Origin of the sequence: Psychromonas sp. Urea-02u-13, from assembly GCF_002835995.1 — a bacterium.
Taxonomy (GTDB): Bacteria; Pseudomonadota; Gammaproteobacteria; order Enterobacterales; family Psychromonadaceae; genus Psychromonas.
On the sequence record NZ_PJBZ01000043.1, the window covers coordinates 1 to 20,289 of the forward strand.

The following is a 20,289-nucleotide window of genomic DNA, read 5'->3' on the forward strand; positions in this document are numbered from 1 at the left end:
CTTACCTAAGGAATAGCTGAACCTAAATCCAGATTTCACTTCAAACTTGTTTTGTTTAAATGGTGCGGAAAGAGAGACTTGAACTCTCACATCTTACGATACTAGAACCTAAATCTAGCGCGTCTACCAATTCCGCCACTTCCGCATCTATTTAAACTGTACTGCTTCTCACTTACTTTATATCTAAAAGATGGGGCGAATGACGGGGATTGAACCCGCGACAACCGGAATCACAATCCGGGGCTCTACCAACTGAGCTACATCCGCCACTATACTTTTAAATATGGTACGCCCTACAGGATTCGAACCTGTGGCCACCTCCTTAGAAGGGAGGTGCTCTATCCAGCTGAGCTAAGGGCGCATAGCTGGTTCACTTTAAACACGTTTTACAAACATATTTTTTGTAATGTGGTCGGTGATAAAGGATTCGAACCTTTGACCCCCTGGTCCCAAACCAGGTGCGCTACCAAGCTGCGCTAATCACCGACATTTATTAATACTCTTGCAAGTAATGGAGATAAGTTACTTAATTCACGAACCACCTAACGTTGAAAGGTTTGTGCCTGGTCAACGAGGCGAGATATTAAAGAGTTGTGACGCACTCGTCAAATACTATTTGCGTTTAATGTGTTAGATGAACAATAAATGCACGCATTAACGTTTTGATGGTTAATGCGTGACCATATTGACTAAAAACTAACGTTGTTTACGTTTCTTCGCTTTAGCACGACGTAATGCCGCTGGCGTATTTTCTGTTTTTTTACGTTCAATCATTTGATTATGTTCTTGCGATGCTTTGTAACGGCTTTTCTTTAATGGTTTTTCAGTGCCGCCATCTTGCGCTTCAAAATGTTCGCTCATTTCATAACCAGGGTAAACGATTCGCTCAAACTGACGACCAATCAATGTTTCGATATTATCTAAGAATCGTTCGTCTTTTGGGCTAACCAGTGAGATTGCGGTACCAGTTTTTCCTGCACGACCAGTACGCCCAATACGATGCACATAATCTTCTGCTAAAAACGGCAGATGGAAATTCACAACATAAGGTAGGTTGGGAATATCTAAACCACGGGCGGCTACATCCGTTGCAACTAAAACACGTACTTTGCCTTCAGTAAATTGTTCAATGGCTTTATTACGCGCACCTTGGTTTTTGTCACCATGGCAAAGCGCTGTTTTAATACCGTCTAGCTTAAGTTCTTTAGCCAGTAAGTTAGCGCTCTCTTTTGTGCCTGCAAACACTAATACTTGTTTCCAGTTTTTAACACCAATAAGCTCAGATAACAATTCACGCTTACGCGCTTCTGATACCCAGTAAACCTGTTGTTTTACTTTACCTGAGGTTGAGTTTAATGGTGAAACTTCAATTGTCTTAGGTGTATGTAGCAGTTGATTCGCTAATGTTTTTACTTTTGGCGAAAATGTTGCTGAAAACATCACTGTTTGGTGCTTTTGTTTAACCACATCCATTAACTGCTGAATATCAGTTAAAAAGCCCATATCTAACATACGATCGGCTTCGTCTAATACTAAGTGTTTAATATGTGAGAGGTTTACGTTACGTGCATTAAGATGCTCAAGTAAACGTCCTGGTGTTGCGATCAGTATATCAACACCTTCTTTTAGCATTTTAACTTGTGGTGGCGTATTTGCTCCACCCGTTACAACCCCTGAAGTTAAGTCCATAAATTGACTGTATTCACTGACGTTTTTAGCCACTTGCAACGCAAGTTCACGTGTAGGTGTCAAAATCAGGGCTTTGATAATTCGATTGTTCGCTACTTTATCGCTGCTATTTTTAGCAATCATATCTAAAATAGGTAAAGTAAAGGCTGCTGTTTTACCCGTACCTGTTTGCGCGCTCGCCAGGACATCCGCACCAGAGCGGATCATCGGGATCGCTTGTTGTTGAATCGGCGTTAAGGTTTTGTAACCACAAGCTTTAACCGCTTTTAATAATTCTGAAGATAAACCAATTGCATCAACACTCATTTATATCACCACTTTATTGCAAATATTTTTAAAGAGCGCGAGTATAACGTACTCGTTAATAACAGTTATAACCTTTTTTTATTCCCGCACCCGGAAAAAGCTTTTATGGAACTTATATTTTCTTTATTACAGCAACTTAGCGTTTATTTAGTGATCGCTTATTTGCTCAGTAAAACCCCTCTTTTTATGCCTCTTACAATGCTTTCAGGGCGTTTCTCACAACGCTTAGCCTGTTATGTAGTATTTAGCCTGTTTTGTATTCTTGGTACTTATTTTGGTTTGGCGATTGAAAATGCAATTGCAAATACACGTGCCATTGGTGCGGTCATGGGCGGCTTGTTAGGTGGCCCCTTTGTGGGTTTTTCCGTTGGTTTAACCGGCGGACTGCACCGTTATTCGATGGGAGGCTTTACTGATGTCGCCTGTGCTATTTCAACCACGGCTGAAGGCTTGCTTGGTGGGTTAGTGCATCTTTATTATATGCGCCGTGGATTAGTGGAACGAATTTTCAATCCATTTTTAGCCTTTGCCGTTTTGCTAGTGGCTGAAGTGATGCAGATGTCGATTATCTTATTAGTCGCACAGCCCTATGAGCAAGCATTCGACCTAGTGAAAACCATTGCGTTACCGATGATTATTGCCAATTCGCTGGGTGCTGCTTTGTTCATGAGTATTATTCAGGACAGAAAAACTATTTATGAAAAATACTCTGCTTCATTTTCTAGTAAAGCTTTAACCATCGCAGAGCGCACTGTGGGTGTTTTAAGCAGTGGTTTTAATCAGCAGAATACACAAAAAATTGCCCAGATAATTTATGAAGAAACGGGCGTCGGGGCGGTATCGATAACCGACCGAGATAAAATATTAGCTTTTATTGGCATTGGTGATGATCACCATTTACCGGGTACCTTGATTTCATCACAACATACCAAACAAGCTATTGAGAATGGAGAGCTTATTTTTGCCGATGGTTACGAGGTCGCTTATCAATGTTCGATTGATAATAGCTGTAAGTTAGGCGCTGCATTAATTATCCCATTGTTGGACAGCGAAAATCAGGTATTAGGTACCATTAAGCTTTATGAACCTAAACAGAAGTTATTTTCTTCGTTGAATCGTAGTTTAGGAGAAGGGCTGGCGAAACTGTTATCTAATCAAATATTAAGTAGTCGTTATATTGAGCAACAAACCTTGTTAACACAGGCGGAATTAAGGTTATTGCAGGCGCAGGTGAATCCACATTTTCTGTTTAATGCTCTTAATACGATTAGTGCGGTGATTCGACGTGATCCCGATAAAGCGCGTCAGCTGATTCAGCATTTATCACAATTTTTCCGTCGAAATTTAAAACACAATATAGAGTCAGTGACGATTCAAGATGAGCTTAAACATATTCATGCCTATCTTGAGATTGAACTGGCGCGCTTCTCAGATAGGTTAAAGGTTAATATCAATATTGATGAGCAATTATTAATGCAGTATGTACCTACGTTTACGTTGCAACCTCTGGTCGAAAATGCCATTAAGCATGGCACTTCAACCTTGCTTGAAAATGGCGTGATTGATGTGACGGGGTATCTTGAAAATGGTGTTGTGTTATTAAAGGTGATTGATAATGCCGGTACTTATTGTTTGAATGAGACAGAGCTACAAACGGGGCTTGGTTTGCAGATAGTAGATAAACGCCTAAAGAATAGTTTTGGTGAGCGCTATGGTTTAACCATGTTATGCCAGTCTGGTATTTCCACCAGAGCTGAAATTAGGTTTCCTTATAATAAAGAGAATCATAGATGCTAAAAGTATTAGTAATAGATGATGAGCAATATGCGCGTGAAGAGCTTATTGCATTATTAGATGAGCAAGACGAAGTTGATGTCGAGATTGTAGGCGCTTGTAATAATGCTATCGAGGGGCTAAAAAAAGTACATCAGTTAAAACCAGATCTTATCTTTTTAGATATTCAAATGCCTCAAATTAGTGGCATGGAAATGTTGGCAATGTTAGATGTTGAAACCATGCCCAAAGTGGTCTTTGTGACGGCTTTTGATGAGTATGCACTACAAGCATTTGAAGATAATGCCTTTGATTATATTTTGAAACCCGTTGAGCCTTGTCGCTTACTAAAAACATTACAACGTGTTCAATCGTCAGTGCAACCTACGGATTATAAGGCATTGACGAATAAACCCTTGAGCCTGATTCCCTGTGCGGGTTTTAATCGTTATGTCTTGCTGAAACCGAGTGAAATAGAAATCGCTTATAGCGACCAATCGGGTGTACATATTATCGGTAACCAAGCGGATAGTACTGAAAATAGCTGTTCGCTAAGTTTGAAAGTATTAGAGGAAAAAACAGAATTATTGCGTTGTCATCGACAGTATTTAATTAACCCTAATGCTATTCGCGAGATTCGTTTATTGGATAACTCATTGGCTGAGATTATAACAACGAGTGGGGCGGTTGCACCGGTAAGCCGTCGCTATTTGAAAATGCTTAAAGATAGATTTCAGCTGAGTTAATTTAATTATTACAACGCTTTCAACTGAAAAACACTTAAAAAACGGTTTACCGCGAAGGAAAAGGAAGTGACCCTTAATGCTTTTGTCTTTCTTCGTGTTCTCTGTGTAGCGCAGCGTCTTTGTGGTGATGAGTTGTTTTGTTGGTTAATTAAGCATTCAAAAACGACTTACCACGAAGGAAAAGGAAGTAACCCTTAATGCTTTTGTCTTTCTTCGTGCTCTCTGTGTAGCGCCGCGTCTTCGTGGTGATGAGTTGTTTTGTTGGTTAATTTAACAGTTCAAAAAACGGTTTACCACAAAGGAAAAGGAAGTAACCCTTAATGCTTTTGTCTTTCTTCGTGTTCTCTGTGTAGCGTAGCGTCTTCGTGGTGATTATTTGTATTGTTGGTTAACCTAACCATTCAAAAATGGTTTATCACGAAGGAAAGTCAGTCAACCATCACTTAGATTCTCTTCGTGGTGATCCCCATATTCAATTTTATCAAAACCGCTTATTCCCTCTATTTGCCACTTAAAGCGCAATATGACCACTCACTTAATCAGCCCATGACATTGGTGATTGCTTAGTTGAAAGTGCAGACTACTTATTATAACTATTAAAGGATTAAGTCTATGTTGTGGTTTCTCTTTTGTGTTGCATTGTTATTAGGCGGATATTTTTTCTATGGCGCATTCATAGAAAAAGTATTCGGCATACAAACAGATCGAACAACGCCTGCTTTTAGTAAAACAGACGGTGTTGATTATGTACCGATGTCAAAAAGCAAAGTGTATCTGGTTCAATTACTCAATATTGCCGGTGTTGGCCCAATTTTTGGTCCAATTATGGGCGCGTTATATGGTCCAGCCGCTATGTTATGGATTGTATTAGGGTGTATTTTTGCCGGCGCAGTACATGATTATTTCTCGGGTATGTTATCTATCCGTAATGGCGGCGCTTCAGTGCCAACGATTACCGGAAAATACTTAGGTAATGGCGCTAAACACTTCATGAATATTTTTGCCCTTGTTTTATTATTATTAGTGGGTGTGGTATTTGTTTCAGCGCCTGCTGGCATGATCACTAATTTGGTTAATCAGCAAACTGACTTAGCGATGCCGATGATCGTCATGGTCGGTATTATTTTTACTTATTATGTTATCGCAACGATTGTCCCTATCGATAAAATCATTGGTCGTTTCTACCCATTCTTTGGCGCGTTATTAGTGTTTATGTCTGTTGGACTTGTGGTTGCATTAGGTTTCTCAAGCGAACATACACTGCTAGGCGATTATGAGATGAGCATGATGTTCACGAATATGAACCCTAATGACTTACCATTATGGCCTGCACTGTTTATCACGATTGCCTGTGGCGCGATTTCTGGTTTCCATGCAACACAATCACCGTTGATGGCGCGTTGTTTAGAAAATGAAAGTAACGGTCGTTTTGTCTTTTATGGGGCAATGATTGGTGAAGGTGTTATCGCGCTAATTTGGTGTGCATTAGCGTTATCGTTCTTTGGCAGCGTTGAAGCATTATCAGAAGCGGTAAGTGCGGGTGGCCCTGGTGCGATTGTTTATGATACTTCAATTGGTCTTTTAGGCGTGTTTGGCGGTATTGTTGCTTTTTTAGGTGTGGTTATTTTACCGATTACATCAGGTGATACAGCATTTCGCTCAAGCCGTTTGATCATGGCGGAATACTTCAATATGCCACAAAAATCGATTCGTAATCGTCTATTAATGGCGTTACCGCTGTTTGTCTTAGGTGCGATTTTGACACAAGTTGATTTTGGTATTATCTGGCGCTACTTTGGTTTCGCTAACCAAACAACCGCAGTGATGATGTTATGGACTGCGTCTGCTTACCTATTACGCCACAATAAATTACATTGGGTTGCTACGGTACCTGCGATGTTTATGACAACCGTTGTGATTACCTTTATTCTTAATAATAATTCATTAGGCTTGGGTTTAGGTATCGATATCGCAACAACAATGGGCATTATTGCGACACTGATGATAACAACTTATGTGATCAAAATTTCTAAAGGCAAACACATTGCCGATGAACCTGTCACTGATAATTCAGTCATCGATCGTTCAGGCACTGATAGCTCAGGCATTGAAAATGCTACACTCAAAGAGGAAACAACACAAAGCTAACGCGCTTCATTATTTATTGTTTTCTTTAGAAACCGCTACTTAGCAATAAGTAGCGGTTTTTTGTTATTTAAAACTCGTATTCCCTTGTTCTTTGTACGATAATTAATCATGAATAATAATATTGAGGAGAGCATCTATGGATATTAACGGCAGTGTGAATGTTAATAGTCAATCGGTTACTGCATTACGTAATGACCCAAATACGTCAAATGTACAGAACCAAGCGACGCAAGTGCAAAAGCAGACTCAGAGTGTTGATAAAGTCACTACTGAACAACCGGTTCAGGAAGCAAAAAAACTGAATGAAGATGCGGTTAATACACGTGTATCAGAATATCAATCGCTTGCATCAAATAATCAAGTGACTGCGGATGAAGCCGTTGGTAGCTTGGTTGACGTTCGAGTTTAAGTTGCGCTTAGATGAATATCTCAGCTGCTCACTTACCGATACAATCCTCCATAACGCCGATAAAAGTGGCGGGTGTCGCTGACACCCCATTAAATGCATCTGCTACTGTTAATACCACTCATCAACCTGTTTCAAATACCACATCCCCCTCTATACCTAACTCAGTTAACCCAACTTACGATAAACCTACCTTCACTGAACCTACAGGGGCTAACGTACCTGCGAATGAAGCTGAAAAAACAGCTAATCAGGCAGGCCAACAAGTTTCTCCCGATGAAGCATCAGGCGCACAAGAGGCTTCAAAGAAAGTATCGCCAGATTCACCGCAACTAGGTGAACACTCGACTTATAGTGAAGCTGAATTAGAGGTGATCAGTTCATTAAAATCACGTGATGCTGAAGTGAGCTCACATGAAAGGGCGCATGCTGCTGTAGGCGGACAACATGCGGGTTCACCCACGTACAGCTATAAAACCGGGCCCGATGGCGTAAAATATGCAGTGTCGGGAGAAGTGTCTATTGATACTTCAAAAGTCTCTGGTGATCCGCAGGCGACGCTACAAAAAGCACAACAAATAAAAGCGGCTGCACTGGCCCCCGCTGAGCCTTCAGGGCAAGATAGAAAAGTAGCGGCTAAAGCGGATCAAATGGCATCCGAAGCACGCAGTGATTTACAGGACAATAATAGCGGTGAAAAAAGTAATCGAGTTTCAAGCTCTAGCCGTGAAAGCAATGCTCCGGATCATTTTACAGGGCAACAAAATTTAGCGATTGAAGGCGATCCAGAGTCTCATTCTCATATTGATAGTACGATACAAGCCCAGATGAGTGAACGTAGTTTTCACATTAATGCGCATTATCAAAGCAGTGCCAGTACCATCACTTCCCCTAGTTTTGAAATTCAAGCTTAACGTCTTGTTTTAAATCAACGATAAAACTGATGTAAAGTTGATGTAAAACAAGCAATCATTATTCCTCCTTTGCAAGTCGGTATTCTTTTCATTATATTGAGCACAATCAAGTATCAATAAAATTGATACTCATAAAAAGGCTTATTAATGAAATATACCCTGAAACAGCTCTCTGTCTTTGATGCTGTGGCAAGTCAAGAGAGTGTCAGTGCCGCTGCTCGTAAATTATCAATGACTCAATCTGCTGTGAGCATGTCATTATCACAATTTGAAAACATCCTCGATAGACCGCTTTTTATACGCCAAGGAAACCGCCTAACCCTTAGCCACTGGGGGCGTTGGTTAAGGCCAAAGGCCAAACGTCTGTTACAAGATGCACAACAAATTGAGCTCGGTTTACACGATCAGCAGATTATTAGTGGTTCATTCACGCTGTCTGTTAGTCAAACTTTTGCGGAACACTTACTGCCTTCTCTTATCAGTAAAATTGATACTGACTTCCCCGAATTACGTATTGAATTGACAGTGGAAAATACTGGCCGTGTGGTTAATGGCATACTTAATCATAATTATGAAATGGGCATTATTGAAGGGCGCAATGATGATAATCGTATTTACCAAGAAAACTTACTTGAGGATCATTTAGTTATTATTTGCAGCGCTTTTCATCCTTATGTAAAACATAAGATTGTTAATCTGGCTCAGTTAGAACAGGCAAAATGGATTTTACGTGAGCAGGGCGCGGGTACTCGGCGTATATTTGATGGCGCGGTACACGGTTTAATTGAGAATATTGATGTGTACAAAGAATATGAGAGTGTTGCTGTTATTAAGGCTTTGGTGCAAAACGGGACATACTTAGGCTGTTTACCCTATTTAGATGTTGTCACGGATGTTAAAAAAGGCAAATTAGTGATTCTGCCTACGCCAGAATTGAACATGACACGTAACTTGGCGTTTGTTTGGCGTAAAGATGCAGGTGAAAACCCATTGCGCGAATGTATTTTAGCAGAAGCAAAACGTTTGATTAGATCCTATAAAAAAAGGCAAAACCTATAATATATTTTGCCTTTATATTTCCATAACGGCTATTTAGCCGTTATGGAGTAGTGAAAACTAAGCGACCTTTTTTTCCTGCTTGTCTTCTGGTTGATATTGCTTAGCCATCAGTTGCGCAAGTTGTTTACGTGTAATAATGCCACATATTTTCCCCTCATGAATCACCGGATAAATACTTGGGCGGTTGGCACTTGCTGCTTTTAAACGTTGATCATAACTCTGATATTGCGAACTCATTAACATACCTGATTGATTTACAGGGAATAGCTTCTCTTTGTCCACCACCATAAATTCAAGCAAGGTAGTAATCGCTTGGCTCGCATCGACCGTTAGAATTTCTGTCTGCATAACATCTTTTAGCTGGTAATTAAGATCCGCTGAGTATTCTTCAGACCATAATAAGCGCAGAATATCTTGTTCAGAAACAAAACCAATCAGTTGTTCTTTATCGTTCACCACAGGGGCTGCACTTAATGTTTGCTCGCTAAGGACTGCTAACGCTTGATAGATGCAACTATCGGCAGAGAAAAGCAGTGTTTGTGGTTGCATAATGTCACTTACAATCAATTTATTTAATTTGTTTTTCATCTGAGTGTTTCCTTGTGTTTGGTTATTTACTTGAGTTGATAAAGTTTGAGTGGTTAAAGCGTTGTTCAGTGTATTGGTCGTATGTTTAGGTTTATTGGCATAAGCCAATGCAATCAGAGAGGCGCCTCCAACGATATTGCCTATCGTGACTGGGATTAAGTTATGAAATATAAAGTTACTCCAGGTCAGGTCTGCAAAGGCGTTTGCGCCAAAGCCATGTGCTTCTAAAAAGCTTGCTGAACTGAATGCATTGATAGCAATACCTAAGGGCACCATGAATAAATTAGCGATGCTATGCTCAAAACCACTGCTGACAAACATGGCAACGGGTAATATCAGTAGTACTGCTTTGGTTAACATATCTTTGCTGGTAAAGGTCATCCAGATACCCAAACACACTAATAGGTTACACAGCACGCCTAACGCAAAGGCTTGTCCCCAGCTATGGTGAAGTTTATGTTGTGCTATTTGCATGGCATTAATGCCCCAAGCTCCCCCATTTAATAGTTCCATCTTGGCTAACAGCACCAAGCCGACAACCAGTAGCGCGCCTACTAAGTTGCCAAGGTAAACCCGCGACCAACAGCTGAGTAAGGCTTTGGTTGAGCACAACCCCTGTGTCCAAGCGATGCAGCTCAATACCGTGCTGGTGAATAACTCACCGCCACACACAACCACTAAAACAAGCCCTAGGCTAAACGCTAAACCGCCGACGAGTTTGCTCATCCCCCAAGGGACATCGGAAGCGCCCGTAGTCACTGTGGTATAAAAAACAAAAGCAATAGCGATAAAAGTACCTGCGAAAATAGCGAGAATGAAAGAGTTAGTTAAACTTTTTTCACATTTACTGACGCCATATTGCTTAGCGGTATCAAATAAATTATCGACGACTAAGCTGTTTGCTTGATTATTATCTTGGGCTACATTTTTTACGCTATAAAGTGAGTTAGGGTGCATAGTGACAATCGTGATAATTCACGCTCCCTAGTAGGTTATCGATACAATTTGTTTTATTCATGCTGTTCTCCTTTTATAAACAAAGCGTTATTGGTAACGCCCAACTACAATATCGAGATTAAACGAATAATAATATTTGATAGTTTAGATAGAGAGATTCAATATTTTTGATGGTTTTTTTGTTTTAATTACAATTTCATTATGAATAATTTAGCAATATAGCCTGCCTTTATTGAATGCTGTTGTATTATTAAGGAAATTCAAAAGGGGTAATAAAGTAGTGACTGCAGATAATTTTCCTGAAAACAAAAAAATGACGGTACTTTTCCGTATGGAACCGGGTTCATTAGGGCCTGATGGGGCACAGTATGTTGCCGAATTTTGTGAATTTGCTCAGGTGCAACTTCAAGCGTGCGCGGAAATGTATATTCGTTGGGCAATCGTGCCTAGATTAGATAAAAGCTTAGTGGAAATGGAATTTCAATTATCTTCTAAAAAACTAACCACGGCTAAAGCTGGCCAATACCTTGCTGTGTTTGGTGAAAATTTAGATCATTTTGAAGAACAGCTTGAAAACAATTTAGAAGCCATTATTAACCAATATTTTGGCCGATAATAGCGATGTAAAAGTGAAAAAATGTTAAAAAAAATCAGCGTGACAGAGCTTAAAGAAGGGATGTACATTAACGATTTAAAGTGTGGTTGGTTAAATCATCCTTTTGCGTTAAATCGTTTTAAATTAGAAAAAGCATCTGACCTTGCAAAAATAATTTCAGCCGGTGTTAAAAGTATTGAAATAGATACAAATAAAGGGTTGGATGTTTTTGTAGAAAAGCGCGAACCTAGAAATAGTCAGTTACGTGAAGCCATCGATCAACGCGTTAATAATAAACCGACTAAAGTCACTGCACTCGAAGAACTGGGAAAAGCCAAGGTTGCTTTTGCACAAGCTGGGGAATTTATTAGCGAGATGATGGCCAATGTTAAAATGGGTCAACATATTGAGCTTGAGCAGGTAAACCCTGTTATTAATAAACTCAGCCAATCCATTTTACGTAACCCCAATGCATTACTGGGGCTTTCACGTATTCGCTCTATGGATATTTATACTTTTGAGCATTCTGTTAGTTTTTCTATCTTGATGATGGCGTTTGCTAAAAGCATGCGACTTTCGGATAAAATAATCCATGAAGTGGGGATTGGTGGTTTATTGCATGATATTGGTAAAACCCTGACACCCGATGAGATATTAAATAACCCCGGGAAATTGACGCTTGAAGAGTTTGTTATCATGAAAGAACACGTGGTGCACAGTCGTAAAATTTTGCAAAAAACCAAAGGAACTTCTCAAATTTCGATGGATATAGCGGCACAGCATCATGAAAAATTTGATGGTAATGGTTACCCACTGGGATTAAAAGGAGATCAAATAAGTCGCTATGGTCAGATGTCTGCGATTGTTGATGTTTATGACGCGTTAACGGCAGATCGTTGTTACCACGTTGGCAAAGAGCCTTCTGAGGTATTAAAACTGTTAGTTAAGTGGGGTGGGGCGCATTTTAATCCGAGTCTTGTCAGAGAATTTATTCAATCGGTTGGTATTTATCCGCCTGATAGTTTAGTGATGTTAAGTAATCAACATTTAGCGAAAGTGATCGATATTAACGAGAACATGTTAAAACCGATTGTTGAAGTCTTTTTAAATGTTAAAACACGAAGCTATATACCACGAAAATTACTCGACCTTTCAAAGTTTGAAGCGATTAAAATTTTAAAAGTAGAATCATACGCAAAGTGGAATGTTGAAGCTTAAATATGAAAGCTTAATAATCAATTAAGCTTTTCTCCTCGATTTCACTCTGCGTATTAAAGTCACTTTGTATCACCTCTTTATTTCCCAGGGTAATACTTCACCCTACAGACACTACTCTTGTAAAGATTGTAAGCGCAGATCCTGCTTTTTATAAAGTTCGATACTGGCGCTATAACGTGCTTGGTTTAAGTTGCTTTTTGCATATACCAATGCACTACCCATCTCTTGACTCGCCTCTCTAAAGCGTCCTTGTAGTGCTAAATACTGTGCTTTAACGGCGTGTTCTTTGGCGCGCTCTTTCATGATTTTATAAAGATCGATGGCTAATAAATGTGCCAATATGTGTTTTGGATGCGTACGTAAAAAACGCTCTAATAATTTCTCTGCTTGATCGTATTTTTCGACTGTTTGCAGTGCAATAACTAAATTGAGTGTCAGTACAGAATTTTCTGGTGTTTGTTTCTGATAGGGCGTGAGCAATTGAATCGCTTTGTCAGCTTGCTTCAAGGCTAATAAAGTATCAGTAACAAAATCGAGATAAAAAAGGTTTCTTGGTTTGGCCTTAACAAGTTCAATCGCCAATTTGTGCGCTTGTTTATAATTTTTATCTTTAAAGTAAGCCAGTGCAAGACCATATTGAGCTGCTTCTTTAAGCTGATATTTGTGATTTTTAAGTTGGCTCTTGTAATAAGAGACAGCGCCTGCACCCGTTAAGTTATTATAACGTACGGTGATGCGAGCTTTACTGAGCTGGTAGGCGAGGTTACTTTTTATTTTTTTAGGGGGAAGTTGCCCCGCACGTAAACGCGCTTCGGCTAAACGGGTTTCTGGTAAAGGATGGGTTGATAACATTTGTGGTGGCATCGAGGCGTATTTATATTTCTCTGCTAATTTACCAAAAAAATCAGCCATACCGTAAGGATCATACCCAGCGTTATAAAGCGTGGCAATGCCAATCCTATCCGCTTCAAATTCATGCAAACGAGTGTAGTTAATTTGTGACTGCATAGTTAATGCCATGCTAGTGCTCAATGCCGCCATACCTGCCGCTGGAGAAACTAATGCGAGTAAAATTGAACCTGCCATAGCAGCCATGGTTGCGGGGTTACTAAATGATTGCTGCTCTAACATACGTGCTAGATGACGTTGGGTAATATGTGCCACCTCATGGGCAACAACACCGGCTAATTCGCTCTCATTTTTTGCATACAAGAACAGACCTGTATGTATTTTTACGTTGCCGCCTAAAAAGGCTGCTGCGTTGATTTCTTTATCTTCAATAAGGAAAAAATAAAAGGGCAGTTTTACAGAATCAGCATGAGAAACAATATTTTGTCCAAGATCATTAATATAATGGTTTAATACCGGATCGTGCACCATCGGCAAAGCCTGATTGGCCATTAAACGAAATGCCCAGCCATATTCTTTTTCTTTTTCAATCGTGAGCGCACCAGCACCTACGGTACCAATATCGGGTAACGAATTTGAGGCTTTGCTAGCCGTAGATAAAAAGAAAAATAGAAAAAAAAGAGATACAACTATCGATTTGTTAAACACATTAACGGCTCATCTGAAAAGAGAAGAATAAAATCATAAACAAGCTTCAATTTATTGCAAGTGATGATTGTCTTATCTGCAAGCAAAGGTAATAATGATTCATTTTTATGACTGAGGTCTGTTATGACCGTATTGGATTTACGATCAATACGCTGCCCACTTGCATTAGTTACACTAAAAGTCACATTAAAGCGTGAACTATTATCGACACCCGATACAAAAAATTGTTCACTTAAACTTCTTTTTTCTAGCGAATCTGCGATGTCGGATATAATTTTGTATCTTGATAAAAAAGCGTATCACTATCAAATATTAAAACATGAAACACTGTTCTCACTAATCATCATCAATGCTAATAAAGGTAATACTGAATGCTAAGACAGCTAACAGAGTGGTATAAAAACCGTTTCGCAGATCCAAACTTGAGTGTGCTCTTTTTACTGTTAACGGCTGCATTTTTAACCGTATATTTTTTTGGTAGCATCCTTGCACCATTATTTGTTGCGTTAGTGCTGGCTTACATGCTTGATTGGCCGGTCAATTATTTAATGCGTTTCAAGCTCAACCGCACGGTGTCGACGTTTATAGTGATGACGCTGTTTATCTCTGTGGCGGTATTTGCCTTTTTAGGTATTTTACCCACGGTATTCAAGCAGGGCGCTGCTTTGATTCGAGATTTACCTGCGATGTTTAATGAAGCTCAGGTTTATTTAGCGACGTTACCAGAGCAGTATCCTGACATGATTGATACTATTACCATTGCACTTATTGTGGAAAACATTCGAACTTATATTCTCGATAGCGGTGGTTTTTTATTATCGCAGTCATTTAGTTCATTATTGAATATTGCAGCTTTGATTGTATACGCCATTTTAGTGCCTTTAATGATGGTATTTTTCCTTAAGGATAAAAAAGTATTAACCAACAGCATGAAGAAATTTTTACCCGATAACATAATGCTTGCTGAGCAAGTATGGGTAGAAATGAATGGCCAAATCATGAATTATATTCGTGGTAAAATTATTGAAATTTTAATTGTTGGTGTGGCGACGTATTTTGTGTTTTTCTTTATGGATTTACGCTACTCCGCCTTGCTCGCTGTACTGGTTGGTTTATCTGTTCTTATTCCTTATATTGGTGCTGCTGCCGTTACGGTACCTGTTGCGGTTGTGGCGCTGTTTCAATGGGGACTTTCAGCAGACTTTGTCTATTTGATGGTCGCCTACGGTATTGTGCAAGCATTAGACGGTAACTTAATTGTGCCACTGTTGTTCTCTGAAGCGGTGAATTTACATCCTGTTATTATTGTTATTGCGGTCTTAGTATTTGGTGGGTTGTGGGGCTTTTGGGGAGTGTTTTTTGCTATCCCACTGGCAACCTTAGTGAAAGCGGTACTCAATGCATGGCCCGATAGAGAGCGATTGATACAGAATAAAGAGTAATCATCATTACTAACAATATAAATCAACACCAATAAAAATGCCGCTAATAAAGCGGCATTTTTGTTTTTATGTTTTGCTAATGCAAATGTTTACAGCGTAATTCTTGAACACTTCATTAAGTGTTTTTGTATTATTGAACAGGCTCTAGGTTCAACACGTGTAATAAACGCGCGGGTGTATCGGGCCATACAACGGGCATGGCACCTGGATTTTGTTCATTGAACCAACCCGTATAACGCTCTGTATTGTATTGATAGTTATAGTTAGTACTCATCGTTGGAATGGTTGTTTGATTGGCCGCTATACGCGCTTGAATATCATGCATAATGGCTAACTGCTCTTGTTTATCAGCTGTTTGTGTAAATGAGTCAATCAGTCTATCTAACTCGGTATCTACATAATGATGTGCAGCAAAGCGGTCTTTATCCATTTGCGATGAATGGAACGCAGTAAAATAATAACGGTACGGATTAGGGCCAGCAAAGTAGTTAGTGAATGCCGCATCAAAGTGTGCATTCTTCATTTTATCAACCATGATGCCAAAATCAGGTGTAGAAACCGTTGCATTAATGCCAACTTCCTTTAACCCTTCTACTGCAATTTGCACAGTATTAATAAAATCAGACCATCCATTAGGCACCATTATGCGAAATTTAATGCGTTTACCTTCTGGTGATTCAACAAAACCATCACCGTTGATATCAATATAACCACTCTGTGCTAAAAGCTGTTTTGCAGCTCGTAGGTCGTAGGTATTAAATTTGCCATAGGTTTTTTGTACCTGTGGATTTGACCAGGCAATAAATTGATCACCCAATGCATCGGGATAGTTATTTTCTGACCAGTAACCGTAACCGGCTAATTCAACAATGGCTTTACGATCTAATGCCATTGAAAAAGCGCGACGAAAGTTAATGTCGTTAAATGCGGCTCGGTTAGTTGCTTTAGGTGATTTGAAATTGAGAATAAATGACGCACTACCTGCTGCAGGTAACCAATAGTTATAATGTTTATTCTTAGCGACTAATACCTCATCTATGTCTGGAATAAACGCAGAGGTCCAATCTAAGTCACCTTTGATTGCGGCTGCTAATAGCTGCTCGTTACCACTAATTTGAGGCATTTTAATACAATCAACAGAGAGGTTTTTATCGTCGTAATAATGCGGATTTCGACATTGAACATAAACACTTTCTTTAAAGACTTCTATTTTTGTAAAAGGGCCTGTACCAACCGGGTTTTCATTGCTAAAGGTTTCTGGAGAATCAATGGCGGACCAAATATGTTTTGGGACAATCGGTGCGCGTACAATTTTATTGGCAATATTAGTATCGATGTTAGTTAATGATACTTTAACGGTATTCAAACCCTCTTTTTCAACGGCAGTGATGCTTTTAGCGAGACCTTGTGGATCCAATTTCCCGCCTTTCAAAGCAAGTTGTAAAGAATAAACAACATCATTTGCACTAAAATCTGTGCCGTCTGACCATTTCACTGCATGACGAATATCAAAGCTGATACTTTTTAGATCACTTGAAAATTGATGCGAGGTTGCAAGTCGATATTCTGGTGTGCCACCTTTTAAATCATTAAAAACAATTAAAGGCTCATAAATAAACTGCATCGTCGTTGGCACACGTTCTTGTGCTAGAAAGGGATTGAAATTACGCTCCCATTTAGGTTTAAACTGAGAAACTAGCGTCAGTACGTTCTTTTTAGTCGCGCCTTCTTGTGCGCTTGCAAGTGGACTAAATAATGTGCTGATTAATGCTGACGTTAATAGGCAGGTGAGTGTTTTTTTCCCCAGTGGTAAAAACATAAATCTTCCTTGGTTAAATGCGTAATAATAAACGCCTAATATATCAGCTTTTAGCTTTGCTTGGAGGGTTTCACCTTTTAAGCGTGAAGTAATTCACGGATGAAATGATAAGCAGAATGAAATATGTACAGATAATTTTAAATTAATGTTTGTTTTGTGACCAAGGTAAGATATATTTGTTTTACAAATGGATTTTGACTGTTTTTTTTACTAAAAGAGTGCGTTGTAGGAAACAAGTTCTACTTACTTATTTATAAGGCGATCAATTATGCAAATCAATAGTTATCAAGCAATTCAAGCTATCCCTACTAGCCGATCAAACTCTGCACCAGCGCCTGCACCTATTAATAAATCACAACCAGCACAAGAACAAGGCGTTCAAGTTTCTATCTCCGCTGAAGCGCAACAATTAGCCAAAGCAGATAATGTAGCTAGCCAGCCAATTTCTCAACGACCTGTTACATTACCTAGTATTCCAGAAAGCCCATTAACAGGTGAAAAACTAGAGCAAGCGGTACAAGTGAAAAAAGCACAAACGCACTATCAAGTCGCTTCAGACATGGCTAATATCTTATCTAAAGATAACGACAGTCATATGTCTCCATCGACTGCATATTATCTTTCTAACAATGAAGATGCCCGTGAACTTGTGTTAGAGACTAATGCACAACAGCAAGCAATGGAAAATATGCAAGCTTATCAAGAACAGACAGCTGCATTAAATGAGCAATACGCTCAAACATAAAAGTAATTATTAAAGTCGTTATTAAAGAAATTATTAATGGCAAATATATTGCCATTTCACACTGACTTAACACATTATTCCCTGCCTTTTTGTAAAACACTCCTTCAGCTTTCTTTTTCTTCGTGACTTTATGGTTAATTACTTTTGAACTTAGCTAAGCCACACTAAATCTATCGGGTTATATTTACCATGCGCTTACCGTGGCACTTGCTATAACTAAAAAAGGTTTGTTTTGCTGTTTTTCGAAAAAATCGCTATAATTTGCGCCCACAAAATTGAGTGTTAAATAAAGGAAGATAAGCGTGTTTGAGTTCCCCAAATTCAGTAAGAACAGCGTAAAAAATGATGTTTTATCAGGCTTAACAGTTGCCTTGGCGCTTGTGCCAGAAGCGGTGGCATTTGCATTTGTTGCTGGTGTTGATCCTATGGTTGGATTATACGCCGCATTTATGGTAGGTATCATTACTGCTATTTTTGGCGGACGTCCAGGCATGATTTCTGGTGCAACAGGCGCAATGGCCGTTGTAATGGTCTCATTAGTTGCTGATCACGGCATCCAATATCTTTTTGCTGCCGTATTATTAGCCGGTTTATTACAAGTATTATTTGGTGTATTTCACCTGGGTAAATTTATCCGCATGGTGCCACATTCGGTAATGATAGGCTTTGTTAATGGTCTTGCGATTGTTATCTTCCTGGCTCAATTAGGGCAGTTTAAAGTGAAAAATGCAGCCGGTGAACTGGAATGGTTACAAGGCTCCCCACTTTACATTATGCTTGGTTTAGCCTTGCTTACCATGGCTATCATTCATTATCTCCCTAAATTTACGACAGCAGTACCGTCAACACTGGTTGCAATTGTTGCTGTTACGTTATTAGTTTATTTTGTTCCTGCTCTTGATACTCGTACAGTTGTTGACTTCCTACGTGCAATGTCTGGCGATGAATCTGCCACTATTGCGGGTACATTACCAAGCTTTGCATTACCTGATGTGCCACTGTCATTTGACATGTTATATATCATTTTACCCTATGCACTTATTCTTGCTGCTATTGGTTTAATTGAATCATTATTAACATTAACGGTTGTTGATGAGATGACAGGCACACGTGGTCGAGCGAATAAAGAATGTATCGCTCAAGGTGCATCTAATATGGTCAATGGTGTTTTCGGTGGCATGGGTGGTTGTGCAATGATTGGTCAGTCAATGATCAACATTAACTCGGGTGGACGAGGTCGTTTATCTGGTATTACTGCAGCCCTTGCGTTACTTGCATTTATTTTATTCGCTTCTGGTTTAATTGAAGTTGTGCCACTTGCTGCATTAGTTGGTGTCATGTTTATTGTTGTGTTGGGTACATTTGAATGGGCATCTTTTAAAATGATGTCTCAAGTACCGAAGAAAGACGCTTTTGTTATTGTATTGGTAAGTTTAGTGACGGTATTAACTGACTTAGCCATTGCGGTCTTTGTGGGTGTTATTGTTTCTGCATTGGTATTTGCTTGGGAACATGCAAAACATATTCATGCAGTTACCTCTGCTAATGAAGAGAAAGATGAAAAGACATACAGCATCAACGGACCTCTGTTCTTTGGCTCTGTGAGTAATTTCCTAGAGTTATTTGATATTAGTAATGACCCGCATCACGTTATTGTCGACTTTGAAGGTTCACGTGTTGTAGATCAATCTGCAATCGAAGCGATAAGCACATTAACTGATCGTTATACGCGTGAAGGTAAAAAAATACATATTCGTCACTTGAGCCGAGACTGTAGAAAGTTATTGAATAAAGCGGGTGTATTAGTTGAAGTTAACTTAATAGAAGATCCATCGTATAAAGTGACTTCAGATACGTTAGGTTAGTATTAGAAAATAAAAACAGCGCCGGTGCGCTGTTTTTATTTTGCTGAGTGGCGTGTCGGTTGATAAATCGCATCGCACTTAGGGCTTTGGTTCGGGGTTTTACTGTTCCAAACACAGTACCAAATATGTTTATTTCGTAAAGTTCTCTTTTTGCTCTTCATATTCACTCTCTTGGTTGTTTAAGTAAGGTTAATTTAATCAACGGATATGACAGTATGATGACATTGTTTTTTACTGTTTAATTGCGAAAGAACAAAGAAATTGAGACTTTGCTGTAAGATAATCACTAAATAATTTGATGTGAATGGTGTAATTCGCTGAGTTTAGTTATTTAGCGAAAGTTTATGATCATTTAAGCACATCATTAGAAAAAAAAGGTACACTGGGTTTATAGAGAAACTGTCTACAATATTCAGTATCATAAACGACCTGTGTCATAAAAATGCCGTACAAGTCTCGTAT

General features: G+C 39.3%; 16 protein-coding genes and 4 tRNA genes. 12 read left to right on the plus strand and 8 right to left on the minus strand.

All coding sequences use genetic code 11. From position 1 onward, the window contains the following. Positions 1–60: 60 nt before the first annotated feature. From CXF74_RS05100 to CXF74_RS05120, 5 genes are all read right to left on the minus strand, one after another. Positions 61–145: transfer RNA gene (locus CXF74_RS05100), tRNA-Leu, on the minus strand. Positions 146–191: 46 nt separating this feature from the next. Next, positions 192–267, minus strand: a tRNA-His gene (locus CXF74_RS05105). Between the two features lie 17 nt (positions 268–284). Then, positions 285–361: transfer RNA gene (locus tag CXF74_RS05110), tRNA-Arg, on the minus strand. A gap of 48 nt (positions 362–409) precedes the next feature. After that, positions 410–486: transfer RNA gene (locus CXF74_RS05115), tRNA-Pro, on the minus strand. Between the two features lie 210 nt (positions 487–696). Beyond that, positions 697–1,995 (minus strand): DEAD/DEAH box helicase, encoded by a 1,299-nt coding sequence (locus tag CXF74_RS05120; RefSeq protein WP_101081321.1) that lies wholly within the window; start codon positions 1,993–1,995, stop codon positions 697–699. A 105-nt stretch (positions 1,996–2,100) separates the two neighbouring features. On the opposite strand from CXF74_RS05120, the gene CXF74_RS05125 reads away from it, so the two are divergent. The 6 genes from CXF74_RS05125 (at position 2,101) to CXF74_RS05150 (ending at position 9,041) form a co-directional block, all read left to right on the plus strand. Further along, a complete protein-coding gene (locus CXF74_RS05125; protein ID WP_101081322.1) occupies positions 2,101–3,792 on the plus strand; it encodes a sensor histidine kinase in 1,692 nt (563 codons plus the stop codon). After that, entirely contained in the window at positions 3,786–4,514 is a 729-nt protein-coding gene (gene btsR / locus CXF74_RS05130; protein ID WP_101081323.1) for a two-component system response regulator BtsR, read from the plus strand. Before CXF74_RS05125 ends, btsR begins: the two co-directional genes overlap by 7 nt. A 612-nt stretch (positions 4,515–5,126) precedes the next feature. After that, a complete protein-coding gene (locus CXF74_RS05135) occupies positions 5,127–6,662 on the plus strand; it encodes a carbon starvation CstA family protein (RefSeq protein WP_101081324.1) in 1,536 nt (511 codons plus the stop codon). A 136-nt stretch (positions 6,663–6,798) separates the two neighbouring features. Then, positions 6,799–7,071: a hypothetical protein gene (locus tag CXF74_RS05140; protein WP_101081325.1), complete on the plus strand. Its 273-nt coding sequence runs from the start codon at positions 6,799–6,801 to the stop codon at positions 7,069–7,071. Positions 7,072–7,082: 11 nt separating this feature from the next. Beyond that, positions 7,083–7,982 (plus strand): putative metalloprotease CJM1_0395 family protein, encoded by a 900-nt coding sequence (locus tag CXF74_RS05145; protein ID WP_101081326.1) that lies wholly within the window; start codon positions 7,083–7,085, stop codon positions 7,980–7,982. A gap of 147 nt (positions 7,983–8,129) precedes the next feature. Continuing rightward, complete coding sequence (locus tag CXF74_RS05150) at positions 8,130–9,041, plus strand: LysR family transcriptional regulator (RefSeq protein ID WP_101081327.1); 912 nt, start codon at positions 8,130–8,132, stop codon at positions 9,039–9,041. 57 nt (positions 9,042–9,098) lie between these two features. Here the strand turns inward: CXF74_RS05150 and focA are convergent, their stop codons facing one another. Further along, the gene (gene focA / locus CXF74_RS05155; RefSeq protein ID WP_101081328.1) at positions 9,099–10,586 is read right to left on the minus strand and encodes a formate transporter FocA; all 1,488 of its coding nucleotides are present in this window, start codon (positions 10,584–10,586) and stop codon (positions 9,099–9,101) included. Between the two features lie 280 nt (positions 10,587–10,866). On the opposite strand from focA, the gene CXF74_RS05160 reads away from it, so the two are divergent. Then, positions 10,867–11,202 carry a hypothetical protein gene (locus CXF74_RS05160; protein ID WP_232772443.1) on the plus strand — a complete coding sequence of 112 codons (336 nt, stop codon included), beginning with the start codon at positions 10,867–10,869 and terminating at the stop codon, positions 11,200–11,202. 21 nt (positions 11,203–11,223) lie between these two features. Next, positions 11,224–12,399 (plus strand): HD-GYP domain-containing protein, encoded by a 1,176-nt coding sequence (locus tag CXF74_RS05165; RefSeq protein WP_101081329.1) that lies wholly within the window; start codon positions 11,224–11,226, stop codon positions 12,397–12,399. Between the two features lie 111 nt (positions 12,400–12,510). Here the strand turns inward: CXF74_RS05165 and CXF74_RS05170 are convergent, their stop codons facing one another. Beyond that, a complete protein-coding gene (locus tag CXF74_RS05170; RefSeq protein ID WP_232772444.1) occupies positions 12,511–13,956 on the minus strand; it encodes a M48 family metalloprotease in 1,446 nt (481 codons plus the stop codon). A gap of 123 nt (positions 13,957–14,079) precedes the next feature. Here CXF74_RS05170 and CXF74_RS05175 point away from each other — a divergent pair, with 123 nt between their 5' ends. Together CXF74_RS05175 and CXF74_RS05180 are read left to right on the plus strand one after the other, a co-directional pair. Continuing rightward, entirely contained in the window at positions 14,080–14,334 is a 255-nt protein-coding gene (locus CXF74_RS05175) for a hypothetical protein (RefSeq protein WP_101081330.1), read from the plus strand. Next, positions 14,328–15,398 carry an AI-2E family transporter gene (locus tag CXF74_RS05180; protein ID WP_101081331.1) on the plus strand — a complete coding sequence of 357 codons (1,071 nt, stop codon included), beginning with the start codon at positions 14,328–14,330 and terminating at the stop codon, positions 15,396–15,398. Before CXF74_RS05175 ends, CXF74_RS05180 begins: the two co-directional genes overlap by 7 nt. 130 nt (positions 15,399–15,528) lie before the next feature. Here CXF74_RS05180 and CXF74_RS05185 read toward each other — a convergent pair whose 3' ends face one another. Beyond that, complete coding sequence (locus CXF74_RS05185; protein WP_101081332.1) at positions 15,529–17,217, minus strand: ABC transporter substrate-binding protein; 1,689 nt, start codon at positions 17,215–17,217, stop codon at positions 15,529–15,531. A gap of 268 nt (positions 17,218–17,485) precedes the next feature. Here CXF74_RS05185 and CXF74_RS05190 point away from each other — a divergent pair, with 268 nt between their 5' ends. Further along, on the plus strand, positions 17,486–17,962 hold the full coding sequence (locus tag CXF74_RS05190; RefSeq protein WP_101081333.1) for a hypothetical protein: 477 nt from the start codon (positions 17,486–17,488) through the stop codon (positions 17,960–17,962). A gap of 302 nt (positions 17,963–18,264) precedes the next feature. Further along, positions 18,265–19,827 (plus strand): SulP family inorganic anion transporter, encoded by a 1,563-nt coding sequence (locus tag CXF74_RS05195; RefSeq protein ID WP_101081334.1) that lies wholly within the window; start codon positions 18,265–18,267, stop codon positions 19,825–19,827. Positions 19,828–20,289 lie beyond the last annotated feature (462 nt).